The organism is Muricauda sp. MAR_2010_75 (assembly GCF_000745185.1).
Lineage (GTDB): Bacteria > Bacteroidota > Bacteroidia > Flavobacteriales > Flavobacteriaceae > Flagellimonas.
The window spans coordinates 2,794,055-2,817,758 of record NZ_JQNJ01000001.1; the positions used below are offsets into that span (position 1 = coordinate 2,794,055).

The 23,704-nt window shown below is 42.1% G+C and carries 22 protein-coding genes; 11 read left to right on the top strand and 11 right to left on the bottom strand.

Annotated features, from left to right (window positions below):
• Positions 1–5 precede the first annotated feature (5 nt).
• On the bottom strand, positions 6–665 hold the full coding sequence (gene pgmB, locus FG28_RS12550) for a beta-phosphoglucomutase (RefSeq protein ID WP_036383321.1): 660 nt from the start codon (positions 663–665) through the stop codon (positions 6–8).
• Positions 666–898: 233 nt separating this feature from the next.
• Between pgmB and guaA the strand changes: the two genes are divergently transcribed.
• From guaA to FG28_RS12570, 4 genes are read left to right on the top strand one after another with little or no spacing between them, the layout of a single operon-like run.
• Positions 899–2,431, top strand: a complete 1,533-nt coding sequence (gene guaA / locus FG28_RS12555; RefSeq protein WP_036383323.1) for a glutamine-hydrolyzing GMP synthase — start codon at positions 899–901, stop codon at positions 2,429–2,431.
• A complete protein-coding gene (locus tag FG28_RS12560) occupies positions 2,428–4,599 on the top strand; it encodes a LysM peptidoglycan-binding domain-containing protein (RefSeq protein WP_081894508.1) in 2,172 nt (723 codons plus the stop codon). The genes guaA and FG28_RS12560 overlap by 4 nt, the downstream gene beginning before the upstream one ends.
• Positions 4,577–4,981, top strand: a complete 405-nt coding sequence (locus FG28_RS12565) for an OsmC family protein (RefSeq protein WP_036383328.1) — start codon at positions 4,577–4,579, stop codon at positions 4,979–4,981. The genes FG28_RS12560 and FG28_RS12565 overlap by 23 nt, the downstream gene beginning before the upstream one ends.
• Positions 4,969–5,505, top strand: coding sequence for a DUF922 domain-containing protein (locus FG28_RS12570; RefSeq protein ID WP_036383329.1), 537 nt, complete (start codon positions 4,969–4,971; stop codon positions 5,503–5,505). Before FG28_RS12565 ends, FG28_RS12570 begins: the two co-directional genes overlap by 13 nt.
• Positions 5,506–5,521: 16 nt before the next feature.
• Here FG28_RS12570 and FG28_RS12575 read toward each other — a convergent pair whose 3' ends face one another.
• The 4 genes from FG28_RS12575 to FG28_RS12590 all read right to left on the bottom strand — a co-directional run bounded on the left by FG28_RS12575 (position 5,522) and on the right by FG28_RS12590 (position 10,468).
• Positions 5,522–6,874 carry an NAD-dependent succinate-semialdehyde dehydrogenase gene (locus FG28_RS12575; protein WP_036383331.1) on the bottom strand — a complete coding sequence of 451 codons (1,353 nt, stop codon included), beginning with the start codon at positions 6,872–6,874 and terminating at the stop codon, positions 5,522–5,524.
• Between the two features lie 138 nt (positions 6,875–7,012).
• Positions 7,013–8,392: a S41 family peptidase gene (locus tag FG28_RS12580; RefSeq protein ID WP_036383333.1), complete on the bottom strand. Its 1,380-nt coding sequence runs from the start codon at positions 8,390–8,392 to the stop codon at positions 7,013–7,015.
• A 91-nt stretch (positions 8,393–8,483) separates the two neighbouring features.
• Positions 8,484–9,824: a M20 family metallopeptidase gene (locus FG28_RS12585; protein ID WP_051947296.1), complete on the bottom strand. Its 1,341-nt coding sequence runs from the start codon at positions 9,822–9,824 to the stop codon at positions 8,484–8,486.
• A gap of 53 nt (positions 9,825–9,877) precedes the next feature.
• The gene (locus tag FG28_RS12590) at positions 9,878–10,468 is read right to left on the bottom strand and encodes a Crp/Fnr family transcriptional regulator (RefSeq protein ID WP_036383335.1); all 591 of its coding nucleotides are present in this window, start codon (positions 10,466–10,468) and stop codon (positions 9,878–9,880) included.
• A 163-nt stretch (positions 10,469–10,631) separates the two neighbouring features.
• Between FG28_RS12590 and FG28_RS12595 the strand changes: the two genes are divergently transcribed.
• Positions 10,632–10,832 (top strand): hypothetical protein, encoded by a 201-nt coding sequence (locus FG28_RS12595; protein ID WP_036383337.1) that lies wholly within the window; start codon positions 10,632–10,634, stop codon positions 10,830–10,832.
• Here FG28_RS12595 and FG28_RS12600 read toward each other — a convergent pair.
• The 3 genes from FG28_RS12600 to FG28_RS12615 form a co-directional block, all read right to left on the bottom strand.
• Positions 10,829–11,308, bottom strand: a complete 480-nt coding sequence (locus FG28_RS12600) for a hypothetical protein (protein ID WP_036383339.1) — start codon at positions 11,306–11,308, stop codon at positions 10,829–10,831. The genes FG28_RS12595 and FG28_RS12600 overlap by 4 nt on opposite strands.
• 382 nt (positions 11,309–11,690) lie before the next feature.
• Entirely contained in the window at positions 11,691–11,915 is a 225-nt protein-coding gene (locus tag FG28_RS12610; RefSeq protein ID WP_036383343.1) for a hypothetical protein, read from the bottom strand.
• Positions 11,916–11,926: 11 nt separating this feature from the next.
• On the bottom strand, positions 11,927–12,790 hold the full coding sequence (locus FG28_RS12615; RefSeq protein ID WP_036383345.1) for a hydroxypyruvate isomerase family protein: 864 nt from the start codon (positions 12,788–12,790) through the stop codon (positions 11,927–11,929).
• A 46-nt stretch (positions 12,791–12,836) separates the two neighbouring features.
• Between FG28_RS12615 and FG28_RS12620 the strand changes: the two genes are divergently transcribed.
• The 6 genes from FG28_RS12620 to FG28_RS12650 all read left to right on the top strand — a co-directional run bounded on the left by FG28_RS12620 (position 12,837) and on the right by FG28_RS12650 (position 20,155).
• Positions 12,837–13,079, top strand: coding sequence for a DUF3820 family protein (locus FG28_RS12620; protein WP_036383347.1), 243 nt, complete (start codon positions 12,837–12,839; stop codon positions 13,077–13,079).
• Positions 13,080–13,128: 49 nt separating this feature from the next.
• Entirely contained in the window at positions 13,129–14,763 is a 1,635-nt protein-coding gene (locus FG28_RS12625; protein ID WP_036383349.1) for a CTP synthase, read from the top strand.
• A 66-nt stretch (positions 14,764–14,829) separates the two neighbouring features.
• Complete coding sequence (gene yidC / locus FG28_RS12630) at positions 14,830–16,698, top strand: membrane protein insertase YidC (protein WP_036383351.1); 1,869 nt, start codon at positions 14,830–14,832, stop codon at positions 16,696–16,698.
• Positions 16,699–17,040: 342 nt separating this feature from the next.
• A complete protein-coding gene (gene mnmA / locus FG28_RS12635; protein ID WP_036383353.1) occupies positions 17,041–18,231 on the top strand; it encodes a tRNA 2-thiouridine(34) synthase MnmA in 1,191 nt (396 codons plus the stop codon).
• A gap of 465 nt (positions 18,232–18,696) precedes the next feature.
• On the top strand, positions 18,697–19,638 hold the full coding sequence (locus tag FG28_RS12645) for a nitronate monooxygenase family protein (RefSeq protein WP_036383357.1): 942 nt from the start codon (positions 18,697–18,699) through the stop codon (positions 19,636–19,638).
• 46 nt (positions 19,639–19,684) lie between these two features.
• Positions 19,685–20,155 carry a hypothetical protein gene (locus tag FG28_RS12650; RefSeq protein WP_197062594.1) on the top strand — a complete coding sequence of 157 codons (471 nt, stop codon included), beginning with the start codon at positions 19,685–19,687 and terminating at the stop codon, positions 20,153–20,155.
• On the opposite strand, the gene FG28_RS12655 is transcribed toward FG28_RS12650, so the two are convergent.
• Genes FG28_RS12655 through FG28_RS12665 form a run of 3 tightly spaced genes read right to left on the bottom strand, consistent with a single transcriptional unit; the run spans position 20,152 to position 23,703 of the window.
• Positions 20,152–21,435: a DUF58 domain-containing protein gene (locus FG28_RS12655; RefSeq protein WP_394297362.1), complete on the bottom strand. Its 1,284-nt coding sequence runs from the start codon at positions 21,433–21,435 to the stop codon at positions 20,152–20,154. The two genes, FG28_RS12650 and FG28_RS12655, sit on opposite strands and share 4 nt — an antisense overlap.
• A gap of 54 nt (positions 21,436–21,489) precedes the next feature.
• Entirely contained in the window at positions 21,490–22,488 is a 999-nt protein-coding gene (locus tag FG28_RS12660) for a MoxR family ATPase (RefSeq protein WP_036383359.1), read from the bottom strand.
• 3 nt (positions 22,489–22,491) lie between these two features.
• Positions 22,492–23,703 carry a DUF4350 domain-containing protein gene (locus FG28_RS12665; RefSeq protein WP_197062595.1) on the bottom strand — a complete coding sequence of 404 codons (1,212 nt, stop codon included), beginning with the start codon at positions 23,701–23,703 and terminating at the stop codon, positions 22,492–22,494.
• Position 23,704 lies beyond the last annotated feature (1 nt).

Genomic DNA, 23,704 nt, shown 5'->3' on the forward strand with positions numbered 1-23,704 from the left:
GTCTGTTAGAACAACTCCTTGAAATGTGACTTTACCTCAAATAGAGTGGCTTCCTTCATGGTGTCGAATCGAATATCGGCATGGCCCACACGTTCCTTTGGACCAATGCCCACACTATGAAAACCTCCTGCTTTGGCAGCATCGATACCTTTTTCGGCATCTTCAAAAACAATACAATTGGCTGGTGGGAGTTGTAATTTTTCCGAAGCATACAGGAAAATATCTGGAGCTGGTTTGCTTTTGGCCACACTGTTCCCATCGCCAATAACATCAAAATAGCCCGTTGCGTTGAGTTGCTGTAGCACTTTTTCTGCATTTTTGCTGGCACTTCCCAAGGCAACGCTGAATCCCTCACTTCTCAGGTGGGTCAACAGTTCGCGTGCTCCTGGCAAATAATCCTCCGGGGTGACCTTATCCAAACTGGCGACATACAAATCGTTCTTTTTGGTGGCCAATTCAACAATGGTACTTTCATCTAAAGAGACCTTATTGTGCTCCATAATTACCTTAATGGAATCCATACGGGAGATACCACGCAGTTTTTCATTGACTTCTCGGTCAAATTCCCAACCCATTTCATCGGCCAATGCCTTCCAAGCTTCGTAGTGTAGTTCGGCAGTGTCCGTAATTACGCCATCCAAATCGAAGATAAACCCCTTGATCATGGTTAAGTATTTAAGAACCGCAAAGAAATAACGAAATGTGTTAAGAAAAAAACTACATAAGGTTATATTCGCTGAAATGAAACCCATTCATTTTGTTAGCAAGTTATTCATCCCTTAGGGTATACAAGTAAAAAATGTTGCAAAAACCTAAGCAAAATAAGTTGTTTACAAAGTTGTCATAAATATCCCTTAAAAGATACTTTTTCAGAAAAACCAAATTGCTATTTTTGCCCATGCAGAACAACGTACTCATCCTGGATTTTGGTTCCCAGTACACTCAGTTGATCGCAAGGCGCGTTAGGGAACTCAACATTTACTCTGAAATAAAACCGTACAACAAGCTACCCGAAGACCTTTCGGAATATAAGGCTGTGATTCTTTCTGGCTCACCTTCTTCTGTGAGGGGAGACAATGCTCCGCATCCTGATTTATCGGAGATAAAGGGGAAAAAGCCACTGCTGGGGATTTGTTATGGGGCCCAATATCTCTCCCATTTCAATGGTGGCAGTGTAGCACCTTCCGCAACGCGTGAATATGGAAGGGCCAATCTATCTTTTGTGAAAGGTGGAGAGGAATTTTTAGAAGGATTGGGTGAAGGCAGCCAAGTTTGGATGAGCCATAGTGATACCATTAAAGAACTGCCCGAAGGAGGAATCCGGTTGGCCAGTACCCACGATGTGGAAAATGCGGCCTACAAAATTGAAGGTGAACCTACCTACGGCATCCAGTTTCATCCTGAGGTGTACCATACCACCGATGGAAAAAAACTGTTGGAAAACTTTTTGGTTAAAATAGCAGGTCTGAAACAAGACTGGACTCCAGATGCCTTTGTGGAGACCACTGTGGAGGAACTCAAAAAGCAGATTGGTGATGATAAAGTAATTTTGGGTCTCTCAGGGGGTGTGGATTCCAGCGTGGCGGCCATGTTGCTGCACAAGGCCATTGGAAAACACCTGCATTGCATTTTTGTGAACAATGGTCTGCTCCGCAAAAATGAGTTTGATAGTGTGCTCGACCAATACAAGCACATGGGGCTCAATGTGAAGGGTGTGGATGCTTCGGCACGTTTTTTGGATGCCTTAAAAGGTGAATCTGATCCAGAAAAGAAACGAAAAATTATTGGAGGCATTTTTATTGATGTTTTTGACGATGAGGCCCATAAAGTGGAAAATGCGAAATGGTTGGCCCAAGGCACCATTTATCCGGACAGGATTGAATCGGTTTCGGCCAGTGGAGGGCCATCGGCAGTGATTAAAAGCCACCATAATGTTGGTGGATTGCCAGATTACATGAAACTAAAAATTGTGGAACCCCTAAAAATGTTGTTCAAGGATGAAGTGCGAAGAGTAGGAGCCAGCATGGGAATGGAAGATTTTATTTTGGGGAGACACCCTTTTCCGGGACCTGGTTTGGGAATCCGTATCTTAGGAGATATTACCGCAGAAAAAGTGGCCATTTTACAAGAAGTGGATGCCATTTTTATTGATGGATTAAAAAAATGGGGACTTTATGACAAGGTCTGGCAGGCCGGAGCCATGCTTTTGCCCGTAGATAGTGTAGGGGTCATGGGAGATGAGCGCACGTATGAAAAGTGCGTGGCACTCCGTGCGGTTGAAAGTACGGATGGAATGACAGCAGATTGGGTAAATCTGCCGTATGAATTTCTACAAAAGACCTCCAATGATATAATAAATAAGGTCAAAGGCGTTAATAGAGTAGTGTATGACATTAGCTCAAAGCCACCAGCAACTATAGAATGGGAATGAAAAAATATTTTTTACAACTGGGTTTTGTGGTCTTTTTGTTGGCCTCAATCTCGGTTTCTGCACAGAACAAGTATGAAACACATGCTGTAAAGGAAGGGGAGACCCTTCAGAGTATTTCACAGCAGTATCGGGTTACACCGTATAGTATCCTTCAGGCCAATAAGGAAATCAAAAGTGCTGCGGATGTAAAGGAAAACACCATTTTGATCATTCCTTTGAGCGGTTCGGTTACGGTTGAAAAAGAAAAACCCAAAGAGGAAGTTCAGCAAGAACCAAAACCCATCGGATTTACAAGGCACCGAGTACGAAGAAAAGAAACGCTCTTTGGACTTACCCAAAAATATGAGATAAACGAAGAACAACTGAAACGTTACAACACGCAGTTGTATTCAGAACCGTTGAAAAAGGGAATGGTATTGCAGGTTCCAAAATATCCAGAGATAGACCCAAATGAGGAGCGAGAATTGGATTTTGAGACGTACATCGTTCAGCCCAAGGAAACCCGATGGAGCATTGCTCACAAGTACGGTATCACAGTGGACAGTCTTCTCGTGCTTAATCCAGATTTGAGCAAAACATCCAATTACCTGGCCGCAGGGCATGAATTAAAATTACCCAGACCCAAAGGCGATAGCCTTAAGGAACAAAAAGTTGAGATTTTCACTTCGTATACCGTACCACCTAAAATGACCTTGTACAGCTTGGGCAGGGAATATGGTATCCCTTCCGATTCCATTGTAAGGTTGAACCCTGAAATTATGGAACAGGGTGGTTTAAAAGAGGGCATGGTCATCCGTCTTCCTAAAAAACAGGATAAAGCGGGAGTTGTAAATACGGACAACTACATTTTTTACGAGGTTAAACCCAAACAAAATATCTTTAGGCTTACCCAAAATCTTAAAATGACCCGTGAAGAACTATTCCGATTGAACCCTGCGTTGGAGAATGGGCTCAAGGCAGGAATGGTACTTAAACTTCCAAAGGAAAAGGCTGAGGTGCTCGAAGTAAAGAATGCCTTGGTGTTGGATAAAATAAACTTGTTGGACAGCATAAATGTGGAGAATAGGCCCAAGGTGGTGTTCATGTTACCTTTTCGGTTAGATCGAGTTAATGTAAATGACAAGGAAAAAACCGAAAGCCAAATCAAGACCAGAAGGGATTTAACCCTTAGTCTTGGGTTTTATTCAGGAGCACTGGTGGCTTTGGATTCCATTAAAAAGTTGGGCGTTTCCGTTGATGTAAAGACCTATGATACGGAGTTGAGCCAGGCCAAGGTGAAGGAAATCCTTTTTAGGGAAAACTTGCAGGGCGTAAAGGCCATTATTGGTCCAGTGGCCTCTGGTGCCTTGAACGAGGTTGCGGTGCAAGCGGCATCAAAAAATATTCCTGTGATCGCTCCCATTTCTTCGGATAGTCAATTCGGCCATTCCAATGTGTTCTTTTCGGTGCCCCGGGAAGAAGTGCTTCGAGATAAAATGCTTTCCTATATGGAAAAAATCTATACGGATGAAAATGTGATCATTATAGCCGATTCTACCCATCAAGTGGCCCATGATTCCATTTTAAGTAAATTTCCTGCGGCTCAAATTGCAAAGGTCATCGATAATAAATCTCTCCATTTGGATGAATTTTTGATTCAACTTTCCGAAGACAAGGAAAATTGGGTGTTCTTGGAAACCGATCAACCCAATATGGTGGCAAGTGTTACTTCAATTTTGAATTCAGCCAACACCGCCAGCCTCACTTCTGAAAAAGAGACCCAAATCAACGTTCGCATGTTCACAACAAGTTATAATAATGCGTTTGAGGATGATGCTGTTTCCAGCACGCATCTATCCAACTTGCGTTTTACCTATCCTTCTTTGAATAGAGAGGCGGGGAATGACTCTTTTGTAAGGGCATATCAGAAAAAATTCAATGGATTAAAGCCTGATCGTTATGCGGTACGAGGGTTTGATGTGACCTTTGATGTCTTGTTGAAACTGGCCCACAAGAACAATCTATTTGAAACCTCCAAAATCATCGGCCTGACCGAATACACCGGAAACAGTTTTGATTACTTCAACAATTGGACCTCTGGCTATTTCAACAGGGCATGCTACATAATGGAGTATGATAATTTGGAAATTAAAGAAGTAAAATTGGATGACCTCAAAAGTAACCTATAACGGGAATTTGCGCACTACCTGTGTGCATATTCGATCAGGAAACGAGTACATTACCGATGCGCCCATCGACAATAATGGCAAGGGTGAGGCCTTTTCGCCTACCGATACCGTGGCCACGGGGCTGGCCAATTGTATGTTGACCACAATGGGCATAAAGGCTGGAAATTTGGAGGTGGACTTAAACGGCTCCACTGCCGAAGTGACCAAGCACATGGCCGCTGATCCAAGACGAATCGCCAAAATTGAGGTGAAGTTGGAACTTCCAAAAGAAGTTTCTGAAAAACACCGAAAGATTTTGGAGAATACGGCAAGAACCTGTCCTGTGGAGTACAGCTTGCATCCAGATATTGAAAGAGTAATCGATTTTCATTGGGTAAAATAATCGCCATAGGATGTTTTGTGTTTCTTGGTTTTTTGGGTGTTGCGCAGGAAATCGAGGAAGGTGTCCCATGGAATCCCAATATTCGGCTCACTTGGGCTGATTTTAAAGGAAAAGTGCCTCCCGCAGCAGAGCCGGCTGCCACAACAGCCAGTGGCATCAGCTATACCTATTCGGCAAATTTATTGCACCATGAAGTTCATTTGGATTATGAGGTTAACGCCTATTTCTATCCCAATGAATCTTGGTATAGACCTACCCTTTGTGATGAGAATACCTTGAGCCATGAGCAGCTTCATTTTGATATTTCGGAACTCTTCGCTCGAAAAATGCGGGACCGATTGGAACGCACTTCTTTTTCTGATGATGTAAAAGCTGAAATCCGAAAAATCTACAAAGAAATATTGCAAGAGCTCCAAGACTATCAAGATCAATACGATTGGGAGACCAATTTCTCGCGAAACCGGGAAAAGCAATTGGAGTGGAACCAAAAAATTGCAAAGGCACTGCAAGAAGGACAAGAGTAGCGAAGTCTTTCGGGCACTAGTGAATGTAGACCGTCTTCTTATTCACAAATTCCTGAATGCCGTCTGCCGATAATTCCCGACCATACCCTGAAATTTTGGTGCCTCCAAAAGGCAATCGAGGGTCACTTTTTACCAGTTCATTTACAAATACAGCGCCATCCTCAAATTGCGGAATCAGTTCTTTTGCCATTTCAATATTTTTTGTAAAAAGGGAGACGCCTAATCCAAAATCACTTTGGTTAACCAAGTTAACGGCTTCTTCTGCTGTTTCAAAAACAGTGATGCCAATCAAGGGACCGAAGGTTTCTTCCTTGAAAATGGTCATACCCGGTGTTACATTGCCCACAACCGTCGGTTCAAAATGGGCATTTTTTCGATTTCCTCCTAACAGGATTTTTGCCCCCTGTTCCACAGATTCTTGCAATTGCTGTTCAAGTTCTTCAGCAAGGTCTACCCGTGCCATGGGACCAATGTAGGTGTCTGAATCCATGGGGTCTCCACTTTTAAGATTATGAACAGCTGACAAGAACTTTTCCATAAATTCTTTAGCAATGGATGTATGCAACAACAATCGCTTGCCCGCAATGCAACTTTGTCCCGTATTCTGAAAACGCGCTTGAACGCAAGTTTTGAGAGTTTCTTCCACATTGCAGTCGGGAAATACCACAAGTGCGTTACTACCACCCAATTCCAAAACCGATTTTTTGATTTTACTTCCAGCAACAGAAGCCACAGCACTTCCAGCGGGCTTACTTCCGGTTAGAGTCACCGCTTTTATTTTTTTGTTCTTTATGATGTCCTCAACCTTTCCACTGCTAATGGGAAGATTGGTAAAACATCCTTCGGGAAAACCGGCCCGCTGAAAAACTTTTTCAATATTGGCAGCACTTTTCATCACATTACTAGCATGCTTCAGCAGACCGACATTCCCGGCCATTAAGGCTGGGGCAGCAAACCGAAATACCTGCCAAAAAGGGTAGTTCCAAGGCATTACCGCCAAAACAGCCCCCAAGGGCTCATAGCTCACATAACTTTCCCGCGCATCAGTTTGTATGGGCTTGTTAGCCAATTGTTGTTCCGCATTTTCGGCATAAAATTCACACGCCCAGGCACATTTTTCAACCTCCGCGATGGACTGGCTTATGGGCTTTCCCATTTCCAAGGTAATATCAGCTGCATACTCGCTTTTGTTTTGTTTGAGCTCCTTTGCGGCGGCCAATAGTAATGTGCTTCTTTCGGCAAAAGAACGTTTTCTCCATGTGGTAAAACAAGAATCAGCCCTGTCAATGGCGTTATTGACCTGTTCCGATGAAAATTCTGCTACGCTGTAAACTTCTTTTAGGGTATATGGATTTATGGAATTGAGCATGCAAATTGTATTCGTATGATTTTAAATTCTACTCAGTGAAACAAAAATGGATTTCGTATTCACTGTTCTCTTTAAAGATACGATATGCATAAACTTTGGTTTGGATAAAACTTGGGTTTTATGGAAAAAGGAGGCTATTTAACCTCCGATTTTCTCCAATAAACCTTCCAAAATCTCATCCTTTTCATCCAGTAAATGGTCTTGAATATACACATCGGGAATTACTCCTTCTTCTTTGGTGCTTCCATTGACCCGTACAATATAGCCTTTGGATACTTTAACAGGAATGCCAGTGTTGGGAAGCGTATATTGAAACTGCGAAGCATATAACGAGGGGTAATCGCCTGTTTCTTCCCCAACAAGGGTACCGAATTTGTAATCTTGGATTTGGGCCGCGGTTACGGCAGCTTGGGAGTGCGATTGTCTATTGATCAACACATATACTTCGCCCTTAAATCGTTTGGGTTGTGGCTGGGGTTGATAGGCATCAAAAGTGTAGGGGTAGACTTCCCCATCTTCATGGGAAAGAATTTTTTGAAAAAATACCGATGTGGTATCATTATGCTGCCGTACATGATTTTTAAGGAACTTGCTTGTCTTCAGGGTAAAACTGGAATTCCATGTAAAAGGTTTATCGGCAAAATAAGAAACCAAATAATCACTGAATGAATTATTCCCACCAAGATTGTTCCTCAGGTCTACGATCAAATTTTTACTTTGTCGTTCCTTGATGACCACAAAAGCCGAATCGATAAATTGTTGGTACTTTTCTTCATCACCACTAAAGTTCCCAGGGTTCAGGTAGACTGAATTTAGCAGGAATTTGAGTTCCATTTTGGCATTTGCCACCTCATTCCGCTTCATTTCATAACCATCGATTACGGTTACCGCTTTAAAAGCATGTTTTGTGATACTTTCATTTGTTTGAATTTCAACCACAAAATCATCCTGTTTTCCAAAAATCTGCCAATAATATCTGGGGAAGGAGTATAATTCGATTTTTACATTTTTAAAATAGGGGCGTTCTGCGGATACCTGCGGATATATTTTCGATAGGATTTCTGCCATGGAGCTTCCATTTATACTTAGAATTTCAGCCCCTATTGGAATACTCTTGTCATCAGAAAAATTCTTTCGCACTAAGGATTTTCCATTTTCAAACGCAATTTCCAAAGGAAAAATAGTTCCTCCTACATAGGCATAAGTTCCATAGGATTGTCCTGGGAAGTCAATCTCGGTATGCCCATTGTTCACTACGGAAATCAGTCGCTGAAAAATACTGGTGGCCTCCAACAAGCTGAAGGAGTCTTTTTGAATGGAGTTTTTTATGTTAGTATAAGTAGCATCAAACTCTTTTTTTGGAGTGTACGCATAAAGATTGTAGTGAGCATCTTCCAAGGATTCTCGTAAGGTTTTTAAATCGTCCAATACGGCTTCTTTAGAGAATTTTGCAGTGAATTGCCCAAAGCAATTGAACGATACTAAACAGAAAAAAAGGATTAAAAATTGTAATCTCATGGGTTTGTATGTTGTTCTCTGCATGCTCAACGAACAAGCTCACTTTTTGTTACAGATTTTTTTGGGAAGTATTTGGTAAAAGGTGGACTTTTTAATTGTTCACGCGTTCTAAAATCAGGGAAGAAAAGTAGTTCACACCAGTTTTAATGCAGCTTTCATCAACTCTAAAATTATTTGAATGCGGCATGGCAATGATTCCTTTTTCAAAATTTGACCCCCCTAGTAAGAAGTAAGTGCCCGGTATTTCCTGTTGAAAATAGGCAAAGTCATCCCCACGACCATCGGGAATGGCACCGTACAATGGAATAGCACTCGATGCGCCATAAATTCCGGAAATGGTTTTTAGGGCTTTGGTTGTCAATGCCCCGTCATTGTTAATGTTTCCTCTTTCGGGCGAGTAGGTAAAAATTTCCGAGGCATAAATAATATCAATCAAATCGTCAACATACTTTGATTTTGCTATTTGTTGCCGAAGCAATTCGGGAATGGATTCCATTCTGTACTTGCTGCTCGCACTTACAAAGGCTCGTATTGTAATGGATTTGTCTTTCTCTTCAACTTTAATTTTGTTGCTTACGGTGGTGTAATCTTTGAAAATGGTGTTGGGATTACCAATGCCAATATTCGGGTCCATCAGGTTTTGGGTGTTCCAAAATTTACCGTCTGGGGCAACATTTTGTAGCTTCAACAATAAATCCTTGGTAAATGCAACGATGGAATCTTGCTCTTGATTTTTTTTAAAGGAAATATTGATTTGCTTATAGTCGGCATACAAATATCCAGGTTTTGAAGCCACCAGTCCGGCAGGCATGGGTGAAATGTGTGCGGCATACATCTCATCGGGTGAGATTAGGCTGAACAATTCATCTGCAATCATGTTCCTAGCACCTTGGTAATTTTCTTCAGAAGGTTGAAAAATAAGATACACCGTTCCGTTCAGCTGTTCTTTCTGATTAGCCAGTACATTGGCCATTCCCAAAGCAATGGTGGTATGCACATCATGACCGCAAATATGCCGTACCCCTTTGTTGACTGATGCAAATTCAGCAGTCTCTGGAGTATCCCATAGCATGGCATCAATATCTGCACGCCAGGCTATTTTTTTACCGTTTGGGTTTCCCTTTAGGATTCCGACTACCCCATAGCCACCAATACCGGATTTCACTTCAAACCCAAGATTTTTTAAATACTTTGTAATGAATGCCGCGGTCCGTTTTTCATGACCACCCGTTTCAGGATGTTTGTGAAAATCCCTTCGGATGGCCACCAAGCTATCAAAAATGGCATTAGTTTGATTTTGAATGACTTTATGCACTGAACTGGCAGGATTCGGAGTTTGGGCGTTGACCAGTGGTCCCATAAAAAGGAACAGGGAAAAACAGGCCCATGTGATGATTTGATGCGGAGTATGTTTTGTTTTTTGATGTATCATGCTGCAAATATGGGCCTATCCCCTCAGTTGGGGCTGTCACCTATGTGACAAAATCAGTTTTCAGCGATTCTTTTCCGGATTCGACTTAAAGATTGCCGCTCAATACCGAGAAATGAAGACAAATGGGTTAAGCTGATGCGGTTCATAAGGTCTGGGTTTTCCGAAATGAAGTTCAGGTACCGTTCTTCGGCAGTTAGGAACAAGAAACTTTCCACACGGTCACTTAAAATAGTGAGTACACTTTCTGCGATAAGACGTCCCTGCATTTCACTGTTCTTGGACTTTTTATAGCTTTCTTGGATGATGTTATACGGTAAATTAATGATGATGCACGGTTCAAGGCATTTCAGAAAATACTTGGTGGGCTTTTGCCGGATAAACGCAGGATAATCCGTAACGTATTCGTTCTCTTTGGTAAATCCTGTGGTTATTTCGTTACCTTTTTCATTAATGTAATACCGCCGCAGGAGCCCAGCACAAACGTAGCCCATCTGGGTCTGTACCTCCCCATTTTTTAAATAAAAATCTCCTTTTTTGATTTCCTTTAGGGTAAGGTGGGGACGAATAAAATCGATTTCGGCAGCATTGGCATGACTAAATTCTTTTAGATAGGTGTTGAAATAGTGTTGGGAATCTAAAGTCATTCAAAAATTATTATCAGTATCGTTTTAAGGTAAAAGCCAATTTAAAGATTTGGATTTCTATTTGGAAATGAAGGGTTAAAATAATTCTTCAGTGTCCGATATATCGGGCTACAGAATCAAACAAAATTGACCAACTTGCTTCAAGACCAAGAAATATCCAACCATGATAAAAGAAAACGAATTACGAGAACTTATAAGAGACCAATACGGCTCAGCCGAAACTTTGGCCAATTGGCTAGATTTGGCCATAGAAATGTTGTTTTATGTGGAAGAGGACACCTTTTCTCGGGTGGAGTTGCAGGAAGTGGCTACGGCGCTGAGAAAATTAACGGTGGTGCTGAGAATAAGAAAAAGTTCAAACTAATTAATCTGAGAGCCAATATGTTCTTTGATATAGTTTTCCACTATTTCTTTGTCTCTCTTGTTTTTTAAAATCAATAGTTCATTATTCTTATGAGTTCTATAATTCAAAAGGTACTTCGTTTTTCCGCTCCGGGATAGCTCAATATATTCAAATCGATTTGGATTGAACTTATCAGTAATCAATTCCACCTTTTGTACCTTATTAAGGAGTTTTTTCAGTTTGGTAATTTTGCCATTCCTTACATCAATTTGAATCTCCAAGTAGTAAATCCAAGCGGCAAATCTGTAAAATACGTAGACGATTGTGGTCAGAATGGCTACATAAATAGCAGCAAACCAACTTAGCCAAAAAATGAGAAACAAAATTGAAGCTGATGAGAAAAGTAAGAGTTCCTTCCATCTGAAGGGAATCCGGTCACTTAAAGTATGTATTTGACCGTTGCGGTGGATTCTAAAATAATCTTCCTTTTCATTCATTTAAATCCCTCAATCTTAATAAATCAAATTCCACTTTTGGGTTCAACCGCCCAGAGGTAAACCAGGGTGGTTATGGGTTGCATACATAAAATCATTAGAATTGTCCATGTCCATTTAGTTGACTTTGTTTTTGATGAATCTTTCCATAATGTCATCAATATGTAGACCAGTGTAATTAAATAGACAACTTGAAGAGCTATCATAAAATTAAAAAGCATTTCATATTCTTCTCCTCCTAGATCAGAAAAGAAATTGTAGAGAACAACAAGGACTGATAAAATTGATGGAACGCTAAGTAGAATTTTAAGTGGTATTTTCATAAAATCACTCCCTCAACTGAAACAGCAAATCCATCACCTCAATTTCAGGCGGCTCTGACATTTCATAGGCGGGGTATGCTTTTGGCCAAATCAGATTCCTTATAGGCCATCAACGCTTCCCCAGATTCCCAAATATAGATGCCACTGTATAATCCCTCACCTCGTTTTACGTAATATTTTTGCACAAGCCCAGGAAAAGCCTTGAACTGGGGTTCACGCTCCTTGGCTCTTCGCAACAGCTCTTCTTCAGATAAGGCGCTCTTTACTTTAACGATCAGTAGTATCATACTGGCTACATTTAAACATCACACCGCATAAACCCATCTTTTAAGGCAGCAATCTTATCATCCCAGGTCACAATAAACTCTTGGGCCACATGTCCGGTAAAGCCCGTGTCTAAAATAGCTTTCATAATGGCAGGATAGTACAGTTCTTGGGTTTCGTCAATCTCATGTCGGCCCGGAACCCCTGCGGTATGGTAATGTCCAAAATAGGGGTGGTAGTTCTGTATACTTCGAATAATGTCCCCTTCCTGAATCTGCATGTGGTAGATATCAAACAACAATTTAAAGTTTTCGCTGCCCAAATGCTTGCAAAGCTCCACGCCCCAAAGCGAGCTGTCGCACATATAATCGGGGTGGTTTTGCTGGTTAAAAAGCTCCATTTGAATGACCACCCCGTGTTTTTCGGCCAAAGGCATGATCTTGGAAAGCCCGTCCACACAGTTTTGCAATCCCACATAATCGTTCATGCCCCTACGGTTGCCACTAAAGCAAATCAGGTTGGTATACCCTGCTTCCGCTACTTTCGGAATGATTTCTGTGTAATTCTTGATAAGTTGCTCATGGAACTTGGGGTTGTTCCATCCATCTTCCAAATTGATTTCTGCCCCATTGCACATGGAGCAATGAATGTCATATTTTTTTAAGATGTGCCATCTATCTGGTCCCACTAGGTCAATGGACTTTACGCCCAATTCGTTCAAGGTCTGCAAAAACTCCTCAAAGGGAATATCGTTAAAACACCATTCGCACACACTGTGGTTGATGTTGTTTTTCAGTTTAAACTCTTTATGTACTTCTTTGTCCTGTGCAAAGCCAGATACCGATGCCAAACCGGCGGAACCCGCAGCAGCCGTGGCAATAAAATTTCTTCGTTTCATTTTGGGAATAGATTGTTCCCCGAAAGATAGTACTTTAGACCTACAAATGGAAATGCAACCCAACTCGAAACAACTTTTGGAACTGGCACATTATAAAATGCCTTTTGGCAAATATAAAGGGCGTTATTTGGTGGATTTGCCCATGCCGTATCTGGTCTGGTTTAGGCAAAAAGGTTTTCCCGAGGGGAAACTCGGCAACTACCTGAACACCATGCTTACCATTAAAGATGAAGGTCTGGAACCGCTTATAAGAAAACTTCAAAAAGAATTTCCAAGAGAATCCTCCTAATTTTTGCGCGGCAATTAGTAACTTTACGCCCCGTAATAGAGAGATCAATATGTCACAGACCAAGTACATTTTCGTTACGGGAGGCGTAACCTCGTCATTGGGGAAAGGAATCATCGCCGCATCCTTGGCTAAACTGCTGCAAGCCAGGGGTTACCGCACCACCATACAAAAATTAGATCCCTACATCAATGTTGATCCCGGAACGCTGAATCCATACGAACATGGCGAGTGTTATGTGACCGATGACGGTGCCGAAACCGATTTGGATTTGGGTCACTATGAGCGTTTTTTAAACGTTCGTACCTCACAGGCCAATAATGTGACCACGGGTAGAATTTACCAAAGTGTTATTGAAAAGGAACGTCGTGGTGAGTTTTTGGGGAAAACCGTTCAGGTGGTGCCCCATATTACCAACGAAATCAAGGAGCGCATCCAAAATTTGGGAAAAAGTGGTGAATATGACATCGTTATCACCGAAATTGGCGGTACTGTGGGTGACATTGAGTCACTACCGTATATTGAATCCGTTCGTCAATTGCTTTGGGAATTGGGCGAACACAACGGTATTGTGATACACCTTACTTTGGTTCCGTTTTTATCCGCTGCAGGCGAGTTGAAGACCAAACCTACCCAGCACTCTGTGAAAACATTGATGGAAAGTGGTATAAAGGCCGATATTTTGGTCTGCCGTACCGAACATGAAATTTCGGATGATATCAAGGAAAAGCTGGCCCTGTTTTGTAATGTGAAGAAAGAGGCCGTCATCCAATCCATTGATGCTTCCACAATATATGATGTGCCGATTTTAATGCAAGAAGAAGGTCTGGACACCGTTGCCTTGGAAAAGTTAGCTCTTCCCAATGATACCGAGCCCAATTTGGACCAATGGAAAGAGTTTTTAAAACAACACAAAAATCCAAAGAACAAAGTCACCATTGGCTTGATTGGAAAATATGTGGAACTTCCAGATTCCTATAAATCCATACAAGAATCCTTTATCCATGCCGGAGCGGCCAATGAAGTTGAAGTAGAGGTACGTTCCATTCATTCGGAGCACCTTACTCCCAAGAATATCGATAAGAAATTGATGGGCTTGGACGGAATTTTGGTGGCCCCGGGTTTTGGGGAACGTGGCATTGAAGGCAAGGTAAAGGCCGTTCAATATGCCCGTGAGAACGATATTCCATTTTTGGGGATTTGTCTGGGAATGCAAATGGCTGTAATTGAATTTGCCCGAAATGTTTTGGGCTTGGAGGGTGCCAATTCCACCGAAATGGACAAAGACACTCCCCATCCTGTGATTAGTTTGATGGAAGAACAAAAATCCATCACCGATATGGGAGGTACCATGCGTTTAGGTGCTTGGGACTGTCATTTAAGTGAAGGCAGTTTGGTGCAAAAAGTTTATGGAGCTACAGATATTGCAGAGCGCCACCGTCACCGTTTTGAATTCAACAATGAATACAAGCAGAAAATGGAAGAAGCTGGGTTGGTTCCCACAGGGTTTAACCCAAAGACTGGATTGGTGGAAGTGATTGAGATTCCATCCCATCCGTGGTTCATTGGTGTGCAATACCACCCAGAATATAGAAGTACCGTGGCCAGTCCACATCCTTTGTTTGTGGGGTTTGTAAAAGCAGTTTTGGTGCAGAAACAGCAACAAAAGAATGCCAGTTTGGCATAAACTGCGGTTTTGGACATATATTTGCCACCTGAAATACCGATAAAAGATTTCTACTAAATAATTTTCATGGAAGAGAAGAAGCTGGATATCAATTCCATTATTGGATTTGTACTGATTTTTGGGATACTCATCTTTATGTTTTACCAAAATCAGCCCACCCCAGAAGAGTTGGAGGCGCAAAAAGCAGAACAAGAACAAGTTGAGGCTGCGGCTAAGGAAGCTGAAAAAGAAGTCGAGACCGCTCCAATAAACCAATCACAACCCATTAACTTACAGGATTCCACAGCAGTGGCCGATTACAAAAGTGCCGTTGGGGCCTTTGGTTTTACCCAAGCTTCCGATGGAACCACCAAATTGGAGAATGAGGTACTGTATTTGGAGGTTTCCAACAAAGGCGGACAAATTGTGGAGGCCAAAATGAAGGATTATGTCACCCATGATTCCGTTCCAGTCTATTTGGTGAAGGATGGCAATGCCAACTTTGCTATAAATTTCTCGACCAATGATAATAGGGTCCTCAGTACAGCTGATCTGTATTTTGAGCCATCATTGACCAAAAATGGTGACAATCAGGTGCTTTCACTGAAGGCCAGAGTGGCCAATAACCAGTTTTTGGAGTACCGCTACGAAATGAAACCGAATGATTATTTGGTGGATTTTACGATTCGCTCCCAAGGATTGAATGGCGTTATCAATAGTACCCGACCTATTGAGTTGACCTGGGACCTCAAGGCCATTCGTCAGGATCAAAGTGTTCAGTATGAAAATAGGTATACCCGTTTGACGTACAACCACGAAGATGATAAAATCAGTAAGCTGTCAGAAGGAAGTGATTTGGATGAAGAGACCGAGGAAGATGTAAAATGGTTGTCGTACCGTCAGCACTTTTTTAGCACTATTCTCGCAACAGATGACCACTTTAAAACAGCTCAATTGAGCTCCAAGAATTTAGTGGAAGAAGAGAGCAAGGATGTCTTGTTCACCAAAGCATATAGCACCAAGGCTCCCTTGGAGCTTCAAGGCGGGGAGCTTTCCCAAAATATGCATTGGTATTATGGCCCAACCGATGTTAAGGTATTGGATGATTACAAAGATTTGGGCATTGTGGAATCCATCCCTTTTGGATGGGGCATCTTCGGATGGATCAACCGTTATGTATTCACTCCGTTCTTTGGATTTTTAAGCTCGTTCCTGCCGTTCGGTATCGCCATTATTGTGATGACCATTATTGTGCGTTTGGTGCTATCTCCGGTGACATACAAGTCGTATCTCTCACAGGCCAAGATGAAGGTATTGAAGCCTGAGATTACAGAAATCAACGAGAAATACAAGGACAATGCCATGAAAAAGCAGCAGGAGACCATGAAGCTGTACAACAAAGCAGGGGTGAGTCCCATGAGCGGTTGTATCCCGGCCTTGTTGCAGTTGCCAATTTTCTATGCGCTTTTCATGTTCTTCCCAACCTCGTTCTCATTACGACAAAAATCCTTTTTGTGGGCGGAAGATCTATCTTCGTACGATACCATTTTTGAACTTCCCTTTACGATTCCTTTTTATGGGGACCATGTGAGTTTGTTCCCAATTTTGGCATCGGTGGCCATCTTCTTTTACATGATGATGACCACGGGACAGAGCATGCAGATGCAACAACAGCCCGGTATGCCCAACATGAAGTTCATCATGTACCTATCGCCCATAATGATGTTGTTCTTCTTTAACAACTATGCGAGTGGTTTGAGTTTGTATTACTTTGTTTCCAACCTCATTACCATCTTCATCATGTTGGCCATAAAGAACTACATTTTGGATGAGGATAAAATTCATGCCCAAATCCAAGAAAACAAGAAAAAACCGAAAAAGGAGAACAAGTTCCAACGTAAGATGCGCGAAATGATGGAACAGGCCGAAGAGCAGAAGAAAATCGGTAAGCGATAACAGAAACTTTTTAAGGTTGCTTAAAACAAAAAACTCCCTCAAGTTTTCTTGGGGGAGTTTTCCAATTGTAGGTATAGTTTGGAAAGATTTGGGACTTCAAAGATGCGGCATTATGGTTGGTAAAAAAATTAATAGTTGTCAAAGCAGGGGTTTTTGTATGGTAAATGAACCTCTTTTGATGTGACATCGATGAACGGTAATTCCTATCGATAAAAGGGCTGCAAAAACTTTTCAAAACACCTTTTTAGATATTTACCCAACGCTGTAAGGCAGAGCCTAAACTATGGACTGCATACCATCACTGAAGACTATTTTGTATTTTTGTGCCCATAATCAGGAACAATGAAAAAGGTTGTTGTAGGACTTTCTGGAGGTGTGGATTCAAGCGTTACCGCCTATCTTTTAAAAGAGCAGGGGTACGAGGTGATTGGCCTTTTCATGAAGAATTGGGTGGATGATTCCGTAATTATTTCCGAAGAATGCCCCTGGGTAGAGGATAGCAATGACGCCCTGATTGTGGCCGAAAAGCTCGGAATTCCCTTCCAAACTGTGGATTTGAGCGCTGAATACAAAGAGCGCATTGTGGACTATATGTTCAGTGAATATGAAAAAGGAAGAACGCCCAACCCCGATGTACTCTGCAATCGTGAGATAAAATTTGATGTGTTCCTAAAAATTGCCCTACAATTAGGTGCAGATTATGTGGCCACCGGTCATTATTGCCGAAAGGGAACCATCAAAAATGCAGATGGTACCGAAACCTACCAACTTTTGGCCGGGGTGGACAAAAACAAGGACCAATCCTATTTTCTGTGTCAATTATCACAAGAGCAGCTTTCAAAAGCGCTGTTTCCTATTGGTGGGTTGACCAAGCCCGAGGTACGAAAGATTGCTGCCGAAAATGATTTGATCACAGCGGATAAAAAGGATTCCCAAGGACTTTGTTTTGTGGGCAAAGTTCACTTGCCTGAATTTTTGCAGCAAAAGTTGAGTCCCAAAAAAGGGGTCATTGTGGAAGTGCCAACGGATGCCTCACAATTTTCGGTTACGGTTCCCGCTTTTCAGAATAAACGGGAAGAATTGGCTTTCAATGCGGAAAAACCGCTGTATTCAGAAGCTGATGGAAAAGTGGTGGGCGAACATCAAGGTGCTCATTATTTTACCATTGGTCAGCGTAAGGGACTCAATGTGGGGGGCACCAAGGAACCTTTGTTCGTTATTGATACCGATGTGGAGAAAAACATTATCTACACCGGACAGGGGAAATTGCATCCCGGATTGTACCGCCATACCCTTTTTGTGAATGAGGATGAGTTGCATTGGGTACGTCCTGATTTGGCCTTACAAGTAGATGGAACCCTTGAAGTTATGGCACGAATTAGATATAGACAACCCTTGCAGCCCGCAACGCTCTATAAAATAGAGAATGGACTTTATGTGGACTTCAAGGAAAAGCAATCCGCCATCACCGAAGGGCAGTTTGTGGCCTGGTACATAGAGGATGAACTGGTGGGGTCTGGGGTAATTTCGTAGTTGTTATGAATTTCTGTCAGTTTTTTGGAATATATGGAGTTGAATCCCAAAAGCGATTTAAAAATAAAATCTATTCTTATTTTAACATTCGTTCAAATGGAAGAATACCTATTAATGTTTTAAGGGATGTTTCAAATTTAATTGCTTACCAACTTTATAACGATTATAAAGGTTCTTGGGCAAAGTATCCAAAATCAAGGAAACGTTACTCTAAACTTAAGATTGAGGATTTGGAACATCTATATTGGCAAAATGAAATATTAAGCCTTATAAAAAGAAAGTTTCCCGAAGAACTTTTTGAACTACAGTACCATTCTGCTGGATAAAAATAAAGATGAGGTAATTGAACTGATAAAGAAACAGGAAGAATTTGAAGCTATGTTTTAGCCTTGTAAAATTTATTACTATTTTCTTTTTGTTACTTTTTCAAGTATATTAAACCATAAAGGAAACTGCCTAACTCAAGTGCACAACAGAATCACGCGACTTTTTGGAATAGAATACCCCATCATTCAAGCTGGAATGGTCTGGGCCAGTGGTTGGCGTTTGGCGTCGGCTGTTTCCAATGCGGGCGGATTGGGATTATTGGGTGCAGGTAGTATGTACCCTGAAGTCCTTGAAGAACACATTGAAAAATGTAAAAAAGCCACGGATAAACCTTTTGGGGTGAACGTTCCCATGCTATATCCAGATATTGACCGGTTGATGCAGATTATTGTCGACCAAAAGGTCAAGATTGTGTTCACGTCGGCAGGAAACCCTAAAACCTGGACCCCTTTTCTTAAAGAAAAGGGCATCACCGTGGTTCATGTAGTGAGCAGTGTAAAGTTTGCGTTGAAAGCCCACGAAGCTGGAGTGGATGCCATTGTGGCTGAAGGTTTTGAAGCGGGTGGGCATAATGGAAGGGATGAGACCACGACTATGGTGCTTATCCCATCAGTAAAAGAGAAAATCAATATTCCATTGATAGCGGCAGGGGGAATTGCCACGGGTAGGGCTATGTTGGCGGCCATGGTGCTTGGTGCCGATGGTGTTCAGGTGGGGAGCCGGTTTGTGGCCAGTCCAGAAGCATCCTCCCATGAGCTCTTTAAACAATGGGTGGTAAATGCAAAGGAAGGAGACACCCATCTCACCCTCAAGGAATTGGCACCGGTACGACTCCTCAAAAACAAATTCTATCAAGATGTGCAAGAGGCGTATGCCAAAGGCGCATCTGTTGAGGAGTTGAAAACCTTGTTGGGTAGGGCACGGGCCAAAAAAGGCATGTTTGAAGGCGATATGGAAGAAGGAGAACTCGAAATTGGACAGGTTTCGGGGTTGATCCATGATATTAAACCAGCTGCGGAGATTGTCCAAAATCTCGTGCAAGAGTTCAATTTGGCCAAAAAAGAGGTGCAGGGCCTTTAAAAATAGGGGAATTACTCAATAAGTTTTCATACATTTAGCCTGCGCAATGAGAACACTAATCCCCACACTACTCTTTTTTGTGCTCGCTCTGCATGGCTACGGTCAGGTAGAACGGGACAAAGCACTCCATTTTTTGGGCGGGAATCTCTTTGGTCTTGCTGGAGCAGGAATTGCCAAGCAAGCCTCGGAAGGTAATAGAGTCTGGACCTTTTTAGGTTCTGTGGCAGGGAGTGCAGTGGCTGGAGTTGCTAAAGAAGCTATCGACTCTGGCCAAGATGGAAACCAATGGGACAACGATGATCTGGCTGCCACTGTTCTTGGAGGTGTTACGGTTGGAGTTACTATTGATATCTTTTCCAAAAAAAAGGATAAAAAAAGACTTCGGGGCAACTATACCAAGAACGGCGAAAATGATTTTAATTTCCAATTGAAAGAGAGCACCGAGGCCTTGGTGTTGGAAACCGTACCCCTGTCGTTGCATTCATTGGGCCTTTCCTATGGCTTTCTTCAAGATTAAATAAGCCCTCTCGCCTTTATTTCCAAATATTTGTTGATGGTATTGATGGTCAAATCCTCAGGTTTGGTCAAGATGGTCTGTATACCATGTTTCCGTAACTCGTTTACAATGAGCCTTTTTTCATAAATGAACTTTTCCGCTATGGTTTGTTCAAAGATTTGGTGTACTGTATTGGCTTTTTGATTCGCAAATTCATTGAGCTCGGTATTTTCAAAAAATATGACCACCAACAAATGCTGCTTGGCCATGGCCACCAAATAGGGGAGCTGCCGATGGAGCGCATCCAAGGTTTCAAAATTGGTGTACAGCAACAACAAACTCCGTTGGTTGAGGTTCCGTTTTACATCAATATAAAGCCTGCTGAAATCACTTTCAATAAAATTGGTGTCCAGATTGTAAAGGGTCTCCAGAATAAGATTCATTTGGGCGCTTCTCCGCTCGGCCACCACCCGATTTTCAATTTTATTGCTAAAGGAGAACATTCCCGCCTTATCCTGTTTTTTGAGGGCGATGTTGCTGATGACCAAAGTGGCATTGATAGCATAATCCAATAGACTCAACCCATTGAAGGGCATTTTCATAACCCGGCCCTTGTCTATTACGGAATAGATTGGTTGGGATTTTTCATCCTGGTACTGGTTCACCATAAGTTGCCCTCGTTTGGCCGTGGCCTTCCAGTTGATGTTTCGGATGTCGTCCCCCAAAACATAATCCTTGATTTGTTCAAACTCCATGGTATGGCCAATCCTCCGGATTTTTTTGAGACCATACTCGTGAAGTCGATTGGTGAAAGCAATCAGGTCGTATTTCTGCAATTGTAGGAAGGATGGGTAAACAGGTACTTCCTGCGCTTGATCGAACAAATATTTTTTGGCCAAAAGGCCAATGGGTGAAACCGCAAAAATATTTAAACTACCAAAAGAATATACTCCCCGTTCGGTTGGGCGTAATTGATAATTATAAACTTTGTTTCCGCCACTGGAAATCTTGCTGGTCAGGCCAAAATCCCGTTTTTGAAATTGAAATGGAATCTCATCAATTAGTTTCACTATGACGGGAAAAAGGTAGGTGTTGGCCACTTTCAATTGAATGGGATTGTCATCACCATTGGAAAGTTTGTCCGGCAATACACGTTTGCCTTCAATTTTTCCCTTGGAAGCAAACAATAGGAGTGCATCAACAGTAAAGAAAAGAACAAAAACAAAGAACAGCACTTTAATAGCTCCATATAGGACCGGTACCATAAACGAGACAACAAAGCCCAAAATTAGGACTGTCAAGGCTATGAAAAACCGTTTTTGCAGATATATGGGTCTAAAAAGTCGCTTCACGGATTATCTGGGAATTTCTATACTGTCTACAATTTGATTGACCACTTGTTGCGAGGTCAATCCTTCCATTTCACGTTCCGGGGTCAGCATAATCCTATGTCCCAAAACCGGGCCCGCCACTTTTTTGATATCGTCTGGGGTAATAAAATCCCGACCTCTTATGGCGGCCAAAGCCTTTGATGCATCCATGATGGCAATGGATGCCCTTGGTGACGCCCCTAAATACAGATTGGCATTGGTTCGGGTGTTGTCCACAATGGAGGCGATGTATTTGAGCAGGTTTTTTTCAACAATGATTTCCTTGATGATCTTTTGATAGTCTGCTATCTGTTGGCCGGAAAGCAAGCTGTTGATCAATTCTTCTTCAATTTTGGTCTTCTGCTCGTGTTTGCTTTCCAAAATCCGTATTTCCTCTTCCAAGGAGGGGTAATTCACATTGATTTTGAACAGAAAACGATCCAATTGGGCTTCGGGCAGGCGGTAGGTGCCTTCTTGCTCAATGGGGTTTTGGGTGGCAAACACCAAAAAGGGTGGTTGCATGGCATACTCCGTCCCATCCATGGTAATTTGCCGCTCCGCCATGGCCTCAAATAGGGCGGCCTGTGTTTTTGCCGGCGCCCGGTTGATCTCATCAATTAAAATGATATTGGAGAACAGGGGGCCTTTTTTAAACTCAAACTCAGAGGTTTTGACATTAAAGACCGATGTTCCCAAAATATCACTGGGCATTAAATCTGGGGTGAACTGGATTCGACTAAAATCCACGTTCATGGTTTTGGCCAATAATTTGGCGGTCACCGTCTTGGCCACTCCAGGAACCCCTTCAATGAGCGAATGCCCGTTGGCCAATATGGATACGATGAGCAATTCGATCATATCTTGCTGACCAATGATTACTTTTCCCAATTCTGATTTAATTTGCGAAACGGCCTCCTGCAGTTGGGTCAGTTCAATCCGGCTGTTGAATTGCAAAGCGTCTTCCTGTTGTTCGTTTTCTTCCATATGTTACTGCTTAAATGCGTTTATTCTTTTATTGAATTCTATACTGTCCTGTTCCGTATGGGTACTTTTGTTCTTTAGGGAAAGGATATATTCAATCAAATTTTTGATTTCTCCCACGTCTTTACCTGCCCTGGAAGCCAAAACTTGAATGGTTTTTTCATCGAGTTGGGAGGTGTCAATATGGTACCGATTCCGTAAATAGGCCAAAAAGTAGTTCAATTTTTTATGGATTAAGTCTGTGTGGTCTTTGTTTTGATGGTACAAAGACCCAACGGCTTGGGCAAACTCCACGGAAGAGTTTTTTAAGGGTTCTATCACTGGTATGATACGTTGTTCCCGCTTCCCTCGGAACAGGACAAACAACAAAATGCCCAAAACACCCAGATAATAGGCCCATTTTAAGGCGTCCTGCGTCAAAACAAAGCGCATGGGTGAATTTATGATAATACGCCCTGCTTTTTTATAATTGTCCCAATACAGGAGCCCATGGTCCTGTAGGTACGAAAAGGTGTGCGCCACGTAGTCCTGATTTCCTTTGAGCATATAAAAATTGGAATAGGCCTGTGGGGTACTACTGATGATAAAATGTCCTTTTCCAAATTGGGTCTTGATGAAATTGGGTTTGGTAACGGTTACTTCAGGCTGCTCTTCCAAAAAGTTTTCCTTGGTATAGGTGATATGACCCAAAATGGTGGTGTTCGTTGAGTCGACACTGGTAAAATGGGAGTTGAACACTCCACGAGAGAGTTTAAATTCCTCGCCATTGAATCTATTATGGGTCAAATTAAGGATGGCGGTGCCTTCTTTTAGGTTGTAGTCCGAAGCCAGGGTAATATTTAAGGTGTCCAACAAAGGCCATCCGAAATTTGTTGCCGAAATAAAAACGGTGTTTCCCTGATCCACATAATTCAAAAGTTGGTTGGTCTCCTGTTCGTCCAGCTCAATATATTCGTTGATAAAAATATAGTTGGAGGCAACAGTACTATCCCGATCCGCCATAAGGTCATACACACTTTTTTCAACGGTTTCAATGGAATTGTTAGGGAATATTGTGGGCAATTCGTTATAAAGCACATAGCAACCAAAGGGAATTTTATCCGTTGCCGTGTAAGAGGGTCTCCAATTAATGGGTTTGGGGCGGGCTATTTCGGTGATGATTATCACCACCACAACCAAGGCAAAAAGCGCAATGACTATTTTAGATCTCCGGTCCATG